At 70.2% G+C, this 15,976-nt stretch carries 14 protein-coding genes; 5 read left to right on the forward strand and 9 right to left on the reverse strand.

What is annotated here, in order from left to right; genetic code table 11:
• The first annotated feature begins 692 nt into the window (after window positions 1-692).
• Genes ACFQU4_RS32220 through ACFQU4_RS32230 form a run of 3 tightly spaced genes read left to right on the forward strand, consistent with a single transcriptional unit; the run spans window position 693 to window position 4,239 of the window.
• The gene (locus tag ACFQU4_RS32220) at window positions 693-2,462 is read left to right on the forward strand and encodes an NAD+ synthase (RefSeq protein WP_377500111.1); all 1,770 of its coding nucleotides are present in this window, start codon (window positions 693-695) and stop codon (window positions 2,460-2,462) included.
• Complete coding sequence (locus ACFQU4_RS32225; protein ID WP_377500113.1) at window positions 2,459-3,328, forward strand: DUF2510 domain-containing protein; 870 nt, start codon at window positions 2,459-2,461, stop codon at window positions 3,326-3,328. Before ACFQU4_RS32220 ends, ACFQU4_RS32225 begins: the two co-directional genes overlap by 4 nt.
• A 2-nt stretch (window positions 3,329-3,330) precedes the next feature.
• On the forward strand, window positions 3,331-4,239 hold the full coding sequence (locus tag ACFQU4_RS32230; protein ID WP_377500115.1) for a DUF2510 domain-containing protein: 909 nt from the start codon (window positions 3,331-3,333) through the stop codon (window positions 4,237-4,239).
• A gap of 312 nt (window positions 4,240-4,551) precedes the next feature.
• On the opposite strand, the gene pcrA is transcribed toward ACFQU4_RS32230, so the two are convergent.
• Window positions 4,552-7,071, reverse strand: coding sequence for a DNA helicase PcrA (pcrA, locus tag ACFQU4_RS32235; RefSeq protein ID WP_377500117.1), 2,520 nt, complete (start codon window positions 7,069-7,071; stop codon window positions 4,552-4,554).
• A 130-nt stretch (window positions 7,072-7,201) separates the two neighbouring features.
• Here pcrA and ACFQU4_RS32240 point away from each other — a divergent pair, with 130 nt between their 5' ends.
• Window positions 7,202-8,434, forward strand: a complete 1,233-nt coding sequence (locus tag ACFQU4_RS32240; RefSeq protein WP_377500118.1) for a phosphatidylserine/phosphatidylglycerophosphate/cardiolipin synthase family protein — start codon at window positions 7,202-7,204, stop codon at window positions 8,432-8,434.
• Between the two features lie 7 nt (window positions 8,435-8,441).
• Here ACFQU4_RS32240 and ACFQU4_RS32245 read toward each other — a convergent pair whose 3' ends face one another.
• From ACFQU4_RS32245 to ACFQU4_RS32265, 5 genes are all read right to left on the reverse strand, one after another.
• Window positions 8,442-9,056 carry a hypothetical protein gene (locus ACFQU4_RS32245; protein WP_377500120.1) on the reverse strand — a complete coding sequence of 205 codons (615 nt, stop codon included), beginning with the start codon at window positions 9,054-9,056 and terminating at the stop codon, window positions 8,442-8,444.
• A gap of 112 nt (window positions 9,057-9,168) precedes the next feature.
• Window positions 9,169-9,690, reverse strand: a complete 522-nt coding sequence (locus tag ACFQU4_RS32250) for a hypothetical protein (RefSeq protein ID WP_377500122.1) — start codon at window positions 9,688-9,690, stop codon at window positions 9,169-9,171.
• A gap of 120 nt (window positions 9,691-9,810) precedes the next feature.
• A complete protein-coding gene (locus tag ACFQU4_RS32255; protein WP_377500124.1) occupies window positions 9,811-11,340 on the reverse strand; it encodes a DEAD/DEAH box helicase in 1,530 nt (509 codons plus the stop codon).
• A gap of 250 nt (window positions 11,341-11,590) precedes the next feature.
• On the reverse strand, window positions 11,591-12,037 hold the full coding sequence (locus ACFQU4_RS32260; protein ID WP_377500126.1) for an RrF2 family transcriptional regulator: 447 nt from the start codon (window positions 12,035-12,037) through the stop codon (window positions 11,591-11,593).
• A gap of 13 nt (window positions 12,038-12,050) precedes the next feature.
• Window positions 12,051-12,410 (reverse strand): hypothetical protein, encoded by a 360-nt coding sequence (locus ACFQU4_RS32265; protein WP_377500128.1) that lies wholly within the window; start codon window positions 12,408-12,410, stop codon window positions 12,051-12,053.
• A gap of 175 nt (window positions 12,411-12,585) precedes the next feature.
• Between ACFQU4_RS32265 and ACFQU4_RS32270 the strand changes: the two genes are divergently transcribed.
• Window positions 12,586-12,855, forward strand: a complete 270-nt coding sequence (locus tag ACFQU4_RS32270; protein ID WP_377500130.1) for a GlsB/YeaQ/YmgE family stress response membrane protein — start codon at window positions 12,586-12,588, stop codon at window positions 12,853-12,855.
• 66 nt (window positions 12,856-12,921) lie between these two features.
• Here the strand turns inward: ACFQU4_RS32270 and ACFQU4_RS32275 are convergent, their stop codons facing one another.
• The 3 genes from ACFQU4_RS32275 to ACFQU4_RS32285 form a co-directional block, all read right to left on the reverse strand.
• Window positions 12,922-13,425, reverse strand: coding sequence for a pyridoxamine 5'-phosphate oxidase family protein (locus tag ACFQU4_RS32275; RefSeq protein ID WP_377500132.1), 504 nt, complete (start codon window positions 13,423-13,425; stop codon window positions 12,922-12,924).
• A gap of 86 nt (window positions 13,426-13,511) precedes the next feature.
• Window positions 13,512-14,276 carry a response regulator gene (locus tag ACFQU4_RS32280; RefSeq protein ID WP_377500134.1) on the reverse strand — a complete coding sequence of 255 codons (765 nt, stop codon included), beginning with the start codon at window positions 14,274-14,276 and terminating at the stop codon, window positions 13,512-13,514.
• Window positions 14,277-14,292: 16 nt separating this feature from the next.
• Window positions 14,293-15,822: a PspC domain-containing protein gene (locus ACFQU4_RS32285; protein ID WP_377500136.1), complete on the reverse strand. Its 1,530-nt coding sequence runs from the start codon at window positions 15,820-15,822 to the stop codon at window positions 14,293-14,295.
• Between the last annotated feature and the right edge of the window lie 154 nt (window positions 15,823-15,976).

A 15,976-nucleotide genomic window follows, 5' to 3' on the forward strand; every position in this document is an offset into this window, starting at 1 on the left:
AGACGCGTTACAACCCGCACTAACTAGGAAATTGGGTGGCTGCCGCGATGGGGTCTTGGGGGTCTGTGCGCGGACAACCATCCGCCCGCGATGGTCTGGGTGCCGCTGCCGCAGTACTGCGATGCGGGCTCCCGCCAGGCCCATCCACGTCCGCGCACAGACCCCCAAGACCCCATCGCTCGTTGGTTCACCTGAAAAGAACGGACCAGAGCCGCGAACCCTGATCACCTCCGCACGCCACACAAAGCGCTTGGGATGGTCTCGAGGGGTTTTGCTTGCACGACTCGCGTGCCGCTCCCGCAATTCACCGCCAACACCGCCCGCAAGACGACCCGCCACCACCGTCGGACCTGCGCAGCGCACGGTCGGGCAGTCGGCAAGGTGTGATCAGCGCTCGGCTTGCAACCAAACCAACGGCCAGGACGCGAACCCCGGGAGCTGTGCGGTACGGAGGTCTGTGCGCGGGCGTGGATGGGCCTGGCGGGAGCCCGCATCGCAGTACTGCGGCAGCGGCACCCAGACCATCGCGGGCGGATGGTTGCCCGCGCACAGACCTCCGTACCGCGCAGCGGGATGACCCCCGAACCCCCTCCAGTACCGCGCAAGCGGGATGACCCCAAAAAACCTCCGTACCGCCCAGCGGGATGATCCCGAAACATTCGAGAACCACCCTCGCGATTAGGCTCAGCATCGTGGCAAACCTGCGCATCGCCCTGGCCCAACTCAATGTCACGGTCGGCGACATCACCGGCAACGCCGAGAAGATCCTCGCTTGGTCCCGCCGTGCGGCGGACCAAGAGGCGCAGCTCGTCCTGTTCCCGGAGACGGCGCTGACTGGCTACCCGGTGGAGGACCTGGCTCTGCGGCAGGCCTTCATCGAGGAGTCCCGGCAGAGCGTCCCGAGGCTCGCCGCCCGCCTGGCCGAGGAGGGGCTCGGCGAGCTCGTGGTCGTGGTCGGGTATCTGGACCGGACCGACGAGCCGGAGCATCCCAAGAAGGGGCATCCGCAGAACGTGGCGGCGGTGCTGCACCGGGGCGAGGTGGTGGCGCGGTACGCCAAGCACCATCTGCCGAACTATGGGGTGTTCGACGAGTTCCGCTACTTCAAGCCGGGCCACGAGCTGGCCGTGTTGACGATCGGCGGGGTCGATGTCGCGGTGGCGATCTGCGAGGACCTGTGGCAGGACGGCGGTCCGGTGGCGGCGGCCGCGGAGGCCGGGGCCGGGCTGCTGGCGGTGATCAACGCGAGCCCGTACGAGCGGGACAAGGACGACACCCGCGGCGAGCTGGTGTCGCGCCGGGCGCGGGAGGCGGGCTGCGCGCTGGCGTACGTCAACCTGATCGGCGGCCAGGACGAACTGGTCTTCGACGGCGACTCGATGATCTCCGGCGCCGACGGTACGTTGATCGTCCGCGGGCCGCAGTTCGTCGAGGACCTGGTGCTGGCCGATCTTGATCTTCCCGACTCCCGGTCGGCGAACGGGCCGACCGTCTCCAGCGCCGAGAAGTTGATCATCAGCCGGCACCACGTCACGGACGCCTACCCGGCGCCGACGACGCCGGTCGAGGCACCGCAGTACCCGCGGCTGTCGGCCGAGGAGGAGGTCTACTCGGCCCTGGTGCTCGGGTTGCGCGACTACTGCGGCAAGAACGGCATCGAGCGGGTGTACCTCGGGATGTCCGGCGGGATCGACTCCACCCTGGTCGGGGCGATCGCCAGCGACGCGATCGGCGCGAAGAACGTGTACGGGATCTCCAACCCGAGCGCGTACTCCTCGGAGCACTCCAAGACCGATGCCGCCGACCTCGCCCAGCGGCTCGGCGCCAACTTCACGACGGTGCCGATCGCGGCGGCGGTGGACGCGTTCCATTCCTTGATCGACATCGACGGCGTGGCGGCGGAGAACCTGCAGGCGCGGATCCGGGCCGTGATCTGGATGGCCGAGTCCAACCAGCACAACCCGTCGATCGTCCTGGCCTGCGGCAACAAGAGCGAACTCGCGGTCGGCTACAGCACGATCTACGGCGACGCGGTGGGCGGGTTCGCGCCGATCAAGGACGTGCCGAAGACCTGGGTCTGGCGGCTCGCGAAGTGGCGCAATGATCATGCCGTGGCGCGCGGCGAGCAGCCGCCGATCCCGGAGAACTCGATCACCAAGGAGCCGAGCGCGGAGCTGCGGCCGGGCCAGAAGGACACCGACACCCTGCCGCCGTACGAGGTGCTGGACAAGATCATCGCCGAGTACGTCGAGGGCGATCAGGGCCGGGCCGAGATCATCGCGGCCGGGTACGACGCCGATCTGGTGGACCGGGTGATGCGGATGGTCGACCGGGCCGAGTACAAGCGCCGGCAGTACCCGCCGGGCACCAAGATCTCGTTCAAGGCGTTCGGCCGGGACCGTCGGCTGCCGATCACCAACGGCTGGCGGGAGGAGCACCCGGCCCTGGAATCCACCCGATGAGCGTCGGGCCGCCGGGGACCGGGCCGCAACCGGGCTGGTATCCGGATCCGGACGGCACGCCGGGCCGGCTCCGCTACTACGACGGGCGGGCCTGGACGGCGAACGTACGAAAGGCCGGCGGCCCCCGGCGCGGCCGGCTGGCGACCATGATCACCGGCGGCGTCATCGTGATGTTGATCATCGTGACCGGCGTCGTGGTGCTGGCCCGGCAGACCAGCGGCGCCTTCACCGATCTCGACCTGCCCAGCTCGTCGGTCAGCGGCTGGGACGACTCCAGCCCGACCGAGGAGCCGTCGTCCGCCGAACCGAGCGGGACCCCGAGCGCGCGTCCGGTGGCCTGTGACCAGTACGCGCAGAACCAGCTGCCCGACCCGCCGCGGGACGACCTGGTGCACGGCGGCCCGCTGACCTTCAAGCGGCTGCCGGTCAGCTGGCAGTCGCCCGTCGCGACCCGCCGCTTCCCGTACAGCCGGGATGCGCAGGTGCAGACCCAGCGGATGCGGGAGGAGCTGGGCTGGGAGGCCTCGGCCCAGGTCGGGGTGCTCACCTTCGAGGACGACCCGAAGGGCGACGAGGCCACCTCGCGGCTGCTGCAGTGCCTGGTCACCAGCGACTTCTACACCAGCGTCGAGGTCACGGTCGCGAAGAACGAGACGACCTCGATCAAGATCGGGAGCACGCCGGCGACCCGGCTGGAGGCGCTGCTCACGTTCTCCCATCCGCAGCTGAAGACCAAGGGTTCGCTGATCCGGATCATCGTCGTCGATTCCGACCCGAGGGCGTACTACTTCCACGCCGTGCCGATGGAGCGGGACGACCTGATCGCCGAGCTGGACGCGGCCACGAACTCGCTGGCGGTGAGCTGATCATGTCGGTTCCCGGTTGGTATCCGGATCCGGGCGGGCAGCCCGGCGCCTACCGCTACTGGGACGGCGACTCCTGGTCGGCCGAGACCTCGACCGACCCGCGGCAGCCGGGACCGGGTGCCGGCGGTCCCGGACCCGGCGGCGCCGGCGGCTCCGGCGGGAAGCAGCCCGGCGGCTCGCGCGCGGTCTATCTGATCGTCGCGGCGCTGGTGCTCGTCGTGGTGATCGTGATCGCCGCGGTCATGATCTTCCGCACCACCACCGCGGGCTCACCGTTCACCGACCGCAGCATCCCGTCCTCCTCCGTCAGCGGCTGGGACGACTCGGAGCCGACCGACGAACCGTCGACCCCGACCCCGACTCCCGGCGACACGCGGCCGTGCCCGGTCGGTGACCCCAACCGGCGCGAGATCCATCCGGAGGACGGCCGGGTGCACGGCGGCAACCTGTCCTTCCCGGTCGCCGGCAACTTCCTGCCGGCCGAGCCCGAGCCCCGGCTGAGCTTCGCCTACGACGTCACGCAGCAGTACCTCCAGATGAACAACGACCCCGGCTGGATCGCCCAGCTCGCCGTCGGCCGCCTGCTCGGTTCCGACTTCCCCGGCAAGCCGAAGGCGATCGCGGAGTTGATCATGCAGTGCGGCATCACCACGGACATGTACCAGCCGTACAGCCCGACCCGGAAGAACCTGCGCAGCGAAGCGATCACCATCTCGGGCCAGCAGGGCTGGCTGATCGAGGCCGACATCACCGTCGACAAGCCCGGCCTCCCCTTCCCCGGCGACAAGGTGATCTTCATCGTCGTCCCCGACGGCGACAACTGGGGCATGTTCTTCGGCGCCGTCCCGATCGGCAACACCGACCTGACAACCCAGCTCAACCAGGTAGTCCGCGACCTCCGCATCGACTGACCACCCGCGCCCACGGCCGCGACCCACGTGGGTGCACCCGGCCTACCCCTTCGACAGGCTCAGGGAACGACCCCCCGCGATCAAGAAACCCGCACGGTAACCGGGCCTTACACGAACCCGATCAACGCTCGGCTGTGACCCGCCCCCACCCGGGAAGGCGGACCAGGCGCGGCGGGGCTGGGGAGGTCTGTGCGCGGACGTGGATGGGCCTGGCGGGAGCCCGCATCGCAGTACTGCGGCAGCGGCACCCAGACCATCGCGGGCGGATGGTTGTCCGCGCACAGACCTCCCCAGCCCCGCCGCGCCGACCCCTCAAAGCTTCTGCAGCGGCGCGTACTTCAGAGCCAGTCGCTTCAGACCCGCCGACCCGAAGTCCACATCGGCCTTGGCGTTGTCGTCCGCACCCGAGGTGGCGACGACCTTGCCCAGCCCGAAGGTCGGGTGCAGCACCTTGTCGCCCGGGGCCAGCGACGGAATCTCCCGTTCGGTGGGCCGCGGCCGGCTCTGCTGCGAGTTCCAGGACTGGCGCCCCGACGCCTGCCGGGAGGAGGTCGCGGAGCTGTTCCGCCAGGAGGTCAGGGCGCTCTCGGTCCGCCGCCAGTCGACCAGCCGGTCCGGGATGTCGCCGAGGAACCGGCTCGGCGGGTTGTGCTGCGGCGCACCCCAGGCGGCGCGGACGGCGGCCCGGCTCAGATAGAGCCGCTTCCGGGCCCGGGTCAGCCCGACGTACGCCAGCCGGCGTTCCTCGGACAGCTCGACGTTGTCGGTCAGCGACCGCTGGTGCGGGAACACCCCGTCCTCCAGCCCGGTCAGGAACACCGTGTCGAACTCCAGGCCCTTCGCCGTGTGCAGCGTCATCAGGGTGACCACGCCGGCGTCGTCGGCGTCGTTGCTGGGGATCTGGTCGGAGTCGGCGACCAGCGCGACCCGTTCCAGGAAGGCGCCCAGCGACGGGTCCGGCTCCGGCGCGCCGCCGGCGAGGTCGAGCTCGGCGGCGAGGTCGAAGTCGTCCGGCAGCGCCGTCGGCAGCGCGGCGGCGTCCAGCTCGGCCTCGACACCCACGGTCCCGGCGACGAACTCGCGGGCCACCGCGACCAGCTCGACCAGGTTCTCCATCCGGGTCTCGTCCTGCGGGTCGGTCGAGCCCTGCAGCTCGGCCAGGTAGCCCGACTCGGTCAGCACGCTGGTCAGGATCTGGTCGGCCGGCAGGCCGTCGGCCACCATCTTCTCGTGCGCGTCGAGGAAGTCGACGAACAGGCGCAGCTGCTTCGCCGACCGGGTGGCCAGCCCGGTGATCTCGTCGATCCGGCGCAGCGCCTCGCCGAAGCTGATCCGCTTCTCCCGGGCCAGTTCCTCGACCGCGCCCTCGGCCCGGTCGCCGATCCCGCGCCGCGGCACGTTGAGGATCCGGCGCACCGACACGTCGTCGTCGCGGTTGTTGATCGCCCGCAGGTACGCGATCGCGTCGCGCACCTCGCGCCGCTCGTAGAACCGGACCCCGCCGACCACCTTGTACGGCAGCCCGACCCGGATGAACACCTCTTCGAACGGACGGGACTGGGCATTGGTCCGGTAGAACACCGCGCAGTCCGCGTACCGGCTCTTGCCGTCGTCGCTCAGCTTGTCGATCTCGCCGGCCACGAACTGGGCCTCGTCGTGCTCGGAGTCCGCCACGTACCCGACGATCAGGTCGCCGTCGCCGGCGTCGGTCCAGAGCCGCTTGTCCGGCCGGCCCTCGTTCTTGGTGATCACCGCGTTGGCCGCGTTGAGCACGGTCTGGGTGGACCGGTAGTTCTGGTCGAGCACGATCGTGCTGGCGCCGGCGAAGTCGGACTCGAAGTCGAGGATGTTGCGGATCGTCGCGCCGCGGAACGCATAGATCGACTGGTCGGAGTCGCCCACCACCATGAGCTCCGGCGGGTCCGCCTCCCGCTGCTCCGGCCGCCCGTCCTGAGCGGCCAGTTCAGAACCGCAGAGCTCCCTGATCAAGGCGTACTGCGCGTGGTTGGTGTCCTGATACTCGTCCACCATCACGTGCCGGAACCGCCGCCGGTACTGTTCCCGTACCTCCGGGAAGGCCTGGAACAGGTGCACCGTGGTCATGATCAAGTCGTCGAAGTCGAGCGCGTTCGCGGCGACCAGGCGCCGCTGATACTCCTTGTACGCCTCGACGAACCGCTCCTCGTCGGGGCCGTTGGCCCGGGCACCGGAACTGTCGTGATCGACCAGGTCGTTCTTGCAGTTGGAGACCCAGTTCATGATCGTCCGGACCCCGAACCGCTTCGGATCAAGATCAAGATCGCGGGCCACCAGCTGCATCAGCCGCTTCGAGTCGGCGTCGTCGTAGATCGAGAACGTACGGTTCATGCCGAACCGGCTGATCTCGGCACGGAGGATCCGGACACAGGCCGAGTGGAAGGTGGAGACCCACATCAGCTTGGCCCGGTTGCCGACCAGGTCCATCACCCGGTGCCGCATCTCGGCCGCCGCCTTGTTGGTGAAGGTGATCGCCAGGATCGAGCCCGGATGGACCTTGCGTTCGCCCACCAGGTAAGCGATCCGGCGGGTCAGCACCCGGGTCTTGCCCGAGCCGGCCCCGGCCACCACGACCACCGGTCCGCCGTCGTGCAACACGGCCTGGCGCTGCGGCGGATTCAGCCCGTCCAGCAACGCCTCCACGTCGAACTTCGGCTTTCGCTTCGGCCGGGGTTCGGCGACCGCGCCGAACAGATCGTCCTGGACGTCGCCCATCGCGCGCGCCACCTCCTCCGCCGCGGACGCGACGACATCGATCCGGGTGTCCGCTGCTGCTGCCGAGTTCGAGGAGTTCATGACGCCACCACACTAATGCCGTCCACCGACAATCCACGGAAAGGGGGCGTGGCCCGGGGAATCCCGCTCCCTCCCCGTGCCCGGTGACCGACCCGGACCACCTGTCGGGACGCCCCACTACTCTGTCCTCATGAAGATCGGTCGGCTGCGGATCGGCACCATCATCAGGCGGATCCTGTTGGTGATCGCCGCGATCCAGGGCGTGACCTTGATCGGGCTGCGGATCGTCGACGTGTGGCGGAAGCGCAAGCGGGCGCCGGCCGTGTTCCCCCGGCTGCCACCGCGTTCGGTCACCGTGGGCGGTTCCGAGGTCACGGTGTACACGTACGGCGAGGACCTGTACGCCGACATGCTCGACGCGATCCGGCAGGCCAAGGAGCGGGTCTTCTTCGAGACCTTCATCTGGAAGTCCGACGCCGTCGGGCAGGCGTTCAAGCAGGCCCTGTTCGACGCGGCCGACCGCGGCGTCGAGGTCTACATCGTGTTCGACGAGTTCGCCAACCTGGTCGTCCCGCGCCGCTTCTTCAGCTTCCCGACCCACCTGCACGTGCGCCGGCACCCGCTGGTGGCGAGCCCGCTGCGGATCATCCGCAACTCCGGCCGGGACCACCGCAAGCTGCTCGTCGTCGACGACAAGGCCGCGTTCCTGGGCGGCTACAACATCGGTTCGCTGTACGCCACGGACTGGCGCGACACCCACGCCCGGCTCACCGGCGACATGGTCTGGGACGTGCAGAACGCGTTCATCGACTACTGGAACCTGTTCGCCAACCGCCGCCGGCCGGCGCTGCCGGACTCCGGGGCGCCGATCTGGACGCCGACGATCCGGATCCACCGCAACATCCCGCGCAACCTGGTGTACCCGATCCGCGGGATGTACCTGGAGGCGATCGACCGTGCCTCGCACCACGTCTACCTGACCCACGCGTACCTGATCCCGGACGAGGACATGCTGGCCGCGCTGACCCGGGCGGCCCGGCGCGGCGTGGACGTCCGGATCATCGTGCCCAAGGAGTCGAACCACATCGTCGCCGACTGGCTGTCCCGCGGCTTCTACAACCAGCTGCTCAGCGCGGGCGTCCGGCTGTTCCTCTACCAGGGCGCGATGGTGCACGCGAAGACCGCGACCATCGACGGGCAGTGGTCCACCATCGGCACCGCCAACATCGACCGGCTCAGCCTGCTCGGCAACTACGAGATCAACCTCGAGGTGTTCGACCCGGGAGTGGCCCGGCAGATGGAGGAGATCTTCTCGATCGACTCGTCCAACACGATCGAGCTGACCCTCGAGTCGTGGAACCGGCGCAACCTGATGGTCAAGTTCTCCGAAGCCGTCCTGTCGCCGTTCCGGCCGCTGATCTGAACCGCGGTCAGCGGAGCTGGACCGAGTCGGTGATCATGAGCAGCTCCGCCGCCGCCGTCTCCGGCCCCTCGGCCAGGACGAAGATCATCTGCTGACCGGTGGCGACGGTCGTGATCATTCCGACGTGACCGTCGCCGAAGCGGAGCGTCTGGCGCAACCCGAGCCGACCGCCGGCCGCGACGGCGTCGACGGCGCCCGCCGTGCAGCTGTTGGCGGCGGAGCAGGTGGCGGCGAGGAACTCCGCGTGCGGCTCGGTCAGCCCGTCGCCGCTGCTCGGCGCATCGTCCAGCCACACCGCGAGCTTGCGCGGCGGATCGCTCGCTGCCGAGAGTGCGGCGGTGAGCCAGTCGCCGGTGTCGTCGCTGAAGGATTCGCCGGCGCCCAGGCCGGTCGCGTCCCACCACGTCGTCGGCAACTGGACCGAGACCTGCCCGGTCGGATCGACGAGGTGGAACTTCTCGGGGGTGCCGGAGCGGGACGCGAGCAGCCGGTTGGACTGGCCGCTGGCCACGACGATGATCATGACGATCACGCCGACGAGCACCGCGCAGGCACCGATCCCCATCACCAGCCGGCCCCAACGGCGCCGCGGCCTGGCGAGCCGATCGGCCGGCGTACTCATCAGCCGACCAGCCGGATCGAGTCGGAGATGGTGATCAACTCGGTCGCGCCGGCCGTGGTCTCCACGCCGTCGGCGGTCACGAAGATCATCCAGCGCCCGCCGTCCAGCGTGGTCATGACGGCGAGGTGCCGTCGTCGAAGTGGGCCAGCTGACGCAGCCCGCGATGCCCGTCGATCGTGACCTCCGTCTTCGCATCGGCGAAGCAGGACTCCTCGGGGCAGCCTTCGGCCACGAAGGTCTCGTGCTGCCGGGCCAGCGCGCTGTCCTGGTCCCACGGCCGGTCGACCCAGACCGACAGCCAGCGCGGCGAGTCGCCGGAGGCCTCGAGGTCGGGAACGACCCAGTCGCCGTCGTCGTCGCTGACCACCTGGCCCGCGTTGTACGCCGTCGCCTCCCACCAGCTCTTCGGCAGTTCGACCGAGACCCGGCCCGCCTTGTCACTGAGCCGGTACGTGTCCGAAGCCGGAGCCGGAGTCACCTGTTCCGGGGCGACCAACCGGGTCACCCCGACGACGGCCAGGCCGAACTGGGCCACCATGATCAACACACCACAACTGATCATGACGGCGAGCCAGCCCCGGCTCGGACCGGGAGACTGGGCGCGCAACCCCGCAGGGGCGCTCAGGTACTCCATGTCGAGAACTGTAGGTTCGGCGCACCGACGGCGGGCCGAATCCGGCGAAATCGTTAGCTTGCAGGGATCCCGGCCCGTCCGACGAGCCGGGATCCCGGAGCCGAGGCTCGGTCGGCCGGGTCAGCGCCGCCGGGCGCTGAACGCGGCCGCGCTGTGGGTCGGCGATGCCGCCGGGCTCGACGCCGCCGGGCTCGAGGAGGCCGGGCTCGAGGACGCCGTGGACGGGCGGCGACGCCGGTTCCGGCCGCCCGAGGAGGAACGGGACGCCGTCTTGGTCGCCCGCTCCGCCGTCGCCGCCGTCCCGTTGCCGTTGCTGTTCCGGCTGCTGTTCCCGTTGCTGTTGCCGTTGCCGCCGCTGTTGCCAGTGCCGCGGCCACGACCACGACCCGCGCCGCGCCGGCGACCGCCGCCGCCGTTGGCCGGGCGCCCGCCGCGCTGCCGTTCGTCCGCGGACCGGGCGGCCGGCTGGTTCTCGGCCGGAGCCTCGAACTCGACCGGCTTGCTGAGCACCCGCGGCCCGGGCGCGAGCTCGGTGAGCACCGCATGCCGGTCCGAGGTGATCTTGGTCGTCGTCGGCGTGATGCCGGCCGAGCGGGTCAGCTGCCGTACCTCTTGGGTCTGGTCCGGCGTCGCGAGCGTGATCACGGCGCCGGAGTTGCCGGCCCGGGCGGTACGTCCGGAACGGTGCAGGTAGGCCTTGGGATCGACCGGCGGATCGGCGTGGATCACCAGCGCCACATGATCAACATGGATGCCGCGGGCGGCGATGTCGGTCGCCACCAGGGTGGTCGCCCGTCCACTGTGGAAGGCTTCCAGGTTCCGGGTTCGCGCGTTCTGGTTCAGGTTGCCGTGCAGCTCGACGGCCGGTACGCCGCTCCGGTTGAGCTTGCGGGCAAGCCCCTTGGCGCCGTGCTTGGTCCGGGTGAAGACGACCGTCCGGCCCGGCGCGCTGGTCAGGTCGATCAAGATCGGCAGCCGGTTGTCCCGGGTGACCTGGAGGACGTGGTGCGTCATCGTGCTCACCGGCGACTGCGCCGAGTCGGCCTGATGCACCCGCGGATCGACCAGGAACTGCCGGACCAGGGCGTCGACGGCACGGTCGAGGGTCGCCGAGAAGAGCATCCGCTGACCACCGGCCGGGGTGCCGGCGAGGAGCCGCCGGACGGCCGGCAGGAACCCGAGGTCGGCCATGTGATCGGCCTCGTCCAGTACGGAGATCTCGACGTCGGACAGCGAGCAGTGGCCCTGCTCGATCAGGTCCTCGAGCCGGCCCGGGCAGGCGACCAGGATGTCGGTGCCGCGGCGGATCGCCGCGACCTGCGCGCCCTGGCCGACGCCGCCGAAGACCGTACGCGAGGTGAGCCCGGCCGCCTTTGCCAGCGGCTGCAGGGCGGCGTCGATCTGGGCGACGAGCTCTCGGGTGGGCGCCAGGATCATGGCCCGCGGCGCGCCGGAGCGGGGCCGGGTCCGGTTGCCGCCGGACAGCCGCCCGACCAGCGGCAGCAGGAAGGCCAGCGTCTTGCCCGACCCGGTCCGGCCGCGGCCGAGCAGGTCCCGCCCGGCGAACGCGTCGGGCAGCGTCGCCTGCTGAATGGGCGTGGGGGTGTCGAAACCGAGCTCGGTGAGCACGGTGGCCAGGCGTGCAGGCACGCCCAGTTCGGTAAAGGAAGTCAAAAGGGTTACACCATCTGTGAGACGTCCCGCCGACAATCCGGCCGGCTAAGTCCGGCGGACTACGCACGGAGCAGATGCCCAGGTCCCCTGGTGCAGTGCTACGACGCGCGATCAACCCGCGGCAGGAACTCGACGAGTTGAAGAGCCTTCAGTCTACCGGCCCGGGAACGCAGCACCGAATCGCCGGTGGTTCGCGGCGCGCCCCGGGCTTGCCGGCCGGGCCGGATCAGACCCAGGCGTCGGGGTTGTCGGCGAGGTTGGCGACGTTGCGCGGCAGCTTGGACTTCGCGACGTGGTCCAGGGTGACCTGCTCCAGGATCGACCGCTCCGAGGCACGCAGGGCGATCCACACCTTCTGCAGGGTGATCGCGGCGCCGACGTACTCCAGGTGCTCCGGCCGGCTGCCGCGGATGTTGGCCAGTTCCCCGTCCAGGGCCCGGATCACGTCGGCGATGCTGATCTCGCCGGCCGGCCGGGCCAGCCGGTAGCCGCCGTCCGGACCGCGCTGGCTGCGCAGCAGGCCACCCCGGCGCAGTTCGCCGAGGATGCTCTCCAGGTATTTGGCGGGGATCTGCTGGGCAGCGGCCAGTTGATCGACGGTACGGGGCTCCCCCGCGGCGGCGAGTTCGGCGGCGGCGCGGAGGGCGTAATCGACTCGGGCTGAGAGGCGCATCCTGTCGCAGACCTTACTGCCAGATCACCGCGATCGCCGATTCCGCGAGCGACATGATGAGGAGAATTCCCCACAGTCCGCGCGGGATCGAGGTGAACTTCCGATTCTTCGCCAGCAAGATCAACTGCAGGATCATGATCACCGCGACGGCGATCGGCTGCACGTACCGGGTCGACGGTTCGGGGTACGGAGCCAGCCCGACCAGCTGCCAGGTCGACAGCCCGATCCAGCCGATCAGCTGCACCCAGCCACCGATCAGCATGCCGCCGGTGACCTCGGGATCACGGGAGCGGAGCTGCCCGAGCAGCCCTCCGCAGGTCGCAGCGAAGCCCAACAACGTGATCAAGAGCAAGATCTGGTGGGCGAGCTGCATGTTTCGAGCCTATCCGGGGTCCGCCCGCCGTGGACCGGAGGAACGCAGGTGGGGCGAAGAACTTCGCGGGCTGCTCCCGGGGGCGTACTGGTCTTCCCTGGTTCGGACTTCGGGCTCCCCTGATTTCGGCTCCGAGGCCTGGGGCGGCCGCCGCCGCGCCGGTAGCGTCGCGGCCATGGGCATCCTTTCGTACCTCATCGTCGGTCTGGTCATGGGCACGCTGGCCAAGGCGATCCTGCCCGGCCGGGTCAACGGCGGCTGGATCAGCACGCTGGTCGTCGGCGTGGTCGGGGCGGTCGTCGGCGGGTTCCTCGGCGATCTGATCTTCAACCGCGGGATCAGCGGGTTCTTCTCGCTCTGGACCTGGCTGCTCGCGCTGGCCGGCAGCCTGGTCGTGCTGGCGATCTACGGCGTGATCAAGGGCCGCAAGTCGGCCCGCAGCTGACCTTCCCACCACCGCGGGATTCGGACCCGGCCGGCAGCCGCCGGCCGGGTCTGCTGTGTCCGGCGGTCACGACTGCGCGGCCCGGGCGGCCTGCCGCTCGATCAGTTCCGCGACCGGGGTCGGCAGCGTCGTCTCGAAGTCGATCAACTTCGCCCAGGTCGGCCTGACGACGATCCGGACCATGCCGTCGGCATAGAGCGACCGGACGCCGGCTTCCCACTCGACCCGCTGCTCCGGCGTCATCTGATAGCTGGTGGCGACCTTCAGGTACTCCTGCGGAATGTCGTCGGTCGGATCCAGTTCCGCGTTGCCGCGGAGCAGCAGGATCTTCGGCGGGTGGACCTCCGTGTCGATGGTGAAGGCGACCGCCGGGTTGCGCCGCAGCGAGTGCAGCTTCGGGGCGTTCTTGGGGCTGCAGACGACCATCTCGGTCCCGTTCCAGGTGAACCCGATCGGGATGTTCCGCGGCGTGCCGTCCTTGGCCACGTAGGCCAGCCGGGTGATGTCCCGGCTCAGCAGTTCCTGGCTGTACGGGTGGTTCAGGACTTCGGCGATCTCGGTGGCGTTCATGGTGGCTCCTCCAGTTGGTGTCTCTCTGCTGACACCTGGGGAACGGAGCCCGCCACCGGGTTTCTACATCCGTCCGGCGGAAATCTTCAGACCAGGCGACGGTCGGTGGCCCAGCGGGTCAGCTGGTGCCGGTTGGACAGCTGCAGCTTGCGCAGCACGCTGCTGACATGGGTCTCGACGGTCTTGATCGAGATGAACAGTTCCTTCGCGACCTCCTTGTACGCATAGCCGCGCGCGATCAGCCGGAGCACCTCGCGCTCGCGCTGGGAGAGCCGGTCCAGGTCCTCGTCGACGCTCGCGATGTCGATCGCACCGGAGAACGCGTCCAGCACGAACCCGGCCAGCCGCGGCGAGAAGACCGCGTCGCCCTCGGCCACCCGGCGGATCGCGTCGATCAGTTCGTTGCCGGCGATCGACTTGGTGACGTACCCGCGGGCGCCGGCGCGGATCACGCCGATCACGTCCTCGGCGGCGTCGGACACCGACAGGGCGAGGAACTTCTGCTCCGGGTTCTTCTCGTGCACCTTCCGGAGCACCTCGATCCCGCCGCCGCCGGGCAGGTGGACGTCGAGCAGCACGACGTCGGGCTGGGTGGCCAGCACGACCTTGATCGCCGTGTCGGCGTCGGCGGCCTCACCGACCACCTCGACCGCGCGGCCGATCTCGGCCTTCACCCCGGTCCGGAACATCGCATGATCATCGACGACGACCACCCGGCGCCGGGCCGGTGCCTGCTGGCCGGCCGGGCCCGGCTGACCGGCGGGGCCTGGCTGGGCCGCCGATCCTGGTACGGAAGGCGATCCGGGCTGGCCGGGTCGCGGCGTCGGGGACGGGTTCGGTGGTTGGGTCATCGTCATCCTTCGGTGGTCATGAGTGGTTGTCGATCTTGAGCCGGACCTCGGTGCCGTCGCCGGGTTCGCTGCGAATCTGGGCGCTGCCGCCGTGGCGTTCCATCCGGTCGATGATGCTGCGCCGGACGCCCATCCGGTCGGCCCCCACGCCGTCCGGATCGAATCCCTGACCGCGGTCCCGGACGAACACCTCGAGCTCGTCGTCGAAGACCTCGGCGTAGACGTCGATCTTGTCCGCACCGGAGTGCTTGGCCGCGTTGACCATCGCCTCCCGGGCCGCCGCGACGATCGCCTGGACCGCCTCGCTGGGGTGGCTGTCGCCGACGGTGACCAGTTCGATCGGGGTGCCGCGGTCGTCCTCGACGTCGGCGGCCGCGGCCGCCAGCGCGGCCTTGAAGGTCACCTGCTCGGTCTCGTCGTCGTACAGCCAACCGCGCAGTTCCCGTTCCTGGCGCCGGGCCAGCCGCTGCACCACCTTCGGGTCGTCGGCCTGGCGCTGGATCAGGGCCAGCGTCTGCAGCACCGAGTCGTGCAGGTGGGCCGCCATGTCGGCCCGCGTCTCCGCCCGTACCTTCTCCGCCCGGGCCTCGTTCAGTTCCGCCCGCGACTTGTGCAGCCAGGGAGCCAGCACGATCGCCAGCGCCGCGAGGGCGAGCATGGTCATCGCGGCGACGTTCGGCAGCTGCTCGAAGGTGCCCTGCTGGACCAGTACCAGCGCGAACGCGATCCCGACCAGGGCCAGCCCGAGGATCAGCGAGACCGTGGTCAGCGAGCGGTCCCGGGCCACCGAACGGGCGGTTCGCGGCCGGTGGGCGAGTTCGGCCAGCGCCTGCCGCTGCCGCGCGACGTCGGCCTGCCGCCAGACCAGCGCGACGCCGGCGCAGGCGAACAGCACCGGCCAGAAGATCTGCTGCGCCATCCCGAGGCCGCTGATCTGGATCATCCAGAGCAGGCCGACCCCGAGGGCGACCAGCGCGAACATGGCGCCCCAGTCGAACCGGCGGACCTGTTCGGCCGAGTCGCGCATGCCGCTCCGGGACGCCGACTCCAGGCCGGGCGCGGCGCGGATCGGTTCCGGCGGGAGCAGCAGCCAGAGCAGGCCGTAGATCACGACGCCGACGAACTGGATGCACATCAGGACGACGAAGCCGACCCGGAGCACCATCACCGGCCAGCCGAGGTGCCGGGCCAGGCCGGCGCAGACGCCGCCGAGCATCGCCGTGCCGGCCAGCCGGGTCGCCCGCGGCCGTTCCTCGGGCTCGGCCTGCGGTACGGCAGCGGGCTTGGGCGGAACGGGCGCCGGGAGCGACGGGGCGTGAGGTGCCGGAGCGGGAGGTACGGGAAGCGCAGGCTGGTCGAGGCCCGCGGGCCGGTCGAGATCCGCGGGCCGGTCGAGATCCGCAGGCTGGTCGAGATCCGCAGGCTGCTCGGCGTCGCCGGGCTGATCGGCCGCGGCGGCTTCGGAGGGCAGGGGGCGACCGGCCCCGGGGCGGTCCGCGTCGGAGGCGCCCGGGCCGGGCATCGATCGCGGTTCGGTCGCAGACATGGGCTCCTTGGCCATCGGTCTCGGTCCTGTCGCCCGCCGCGCTGCCCGGATAGCATCGTCAGGGCACCGGCGGCGCCTTCGGGGCCGTCTGCCGCCATTAAACCCCGCGGACCCTCATCGGGCGAGCACGATTGGGGGCAGCCAGGCCGAATTG

Source organism: Microlunatus sp. GCM10028923 (genome assembly GCF_042666975.1).
Classification (GTDB): domain Bacteria; phylum Actinomycetota; class Actinomycetes; order Propionibacteriales; family Propionibacteriaceae; genus Microlunatus.

Coding starts and splice junctions, on each gene's coding strand:
- ACFQU4_RS32250 (WP_377500122.1), bottom strand. CDS start 9,690: ATGGAGTACCTGAGCGCCCCTGCGGGGTTGCGCGCCCAGTCTCCCGGT.
- ACFQU4_RS32230 (WP_377500115.1), top strand. CDS start 3,331: ATGTCGGTTCCCGGTTGGTATCCGGATCCGGGCGGGCAGCCCGGCGCC.
- ACFQU4_RS32270 (WP_377500130.1), top strand. CDS start 12,586: ATGGGCATCCTTTCGTACCTCATCGTCGGTCTGGTCATGGGCACGCTG.
- ACFQU4_RS32260 (WP_377500126.1), bottom strand. CDS start 12,037: ATGCGCCTCTCAGCCCGAGTCGATTACGCCCTCCGCGCCGCCGCCGAA.
- ACFQU4_RS32225 (WP_377500113.1), top strand. CDS start 2,459: ATGAGCGTCGGGCCGCCGGGGACCGGGCCGCAACCGGGCTGGTATCCG.
- ACFQU4_RS32245 (WP_377500120.1), bottom strand. CDS start 9,056: ATGAGTACGCCGGCCGATCGGCTCGCCAGGCCGCGGCGCCGTTGGGGC.
- pcrA (WP_377500117.1), bottom strand. CDS start 7,071: ATGAACTCCTCGAACTCGGCAGCAGCAGCGGACACCCGGATCGATGTC.
- ACFQU4_RS32285 (WP_377500136.1), bottom strand. CDS start 15,822: ATGTCTGCGACCGAACCGCGATCGATGCCCGGCCCGGGCGCCTCCGAC.
- ACFQU4_RS32265 (WP_377500128.1), bottom strand. CDS start 12,410: ATGCAGCTCGCCCACCAGATCTTGCTCTTGATCACGTTGTTGGGCTTC.
- ACFQU4_RS32275 (WP_377500132.1), bottom strand. CDS start 13,425: ATGAACGCCACCGAGATCGCCGAAGTCCTGAACCACCCGTACAGCCAG.
- ACFQU4_RS32280 (WP_377500134.1), bottom strand. CDS start 14,276: ATGACCCAACCACCGAACCCGTCCCCGACGCCGCGACCCGGCCAGCCC.
- ACFQU4_RS32240 (WP_377500118.1), top strand. CDS start 7,202: ATGAAGATCGGTCGGCTGCGGATCGGCACCATCATCAGGCGGATCCTG.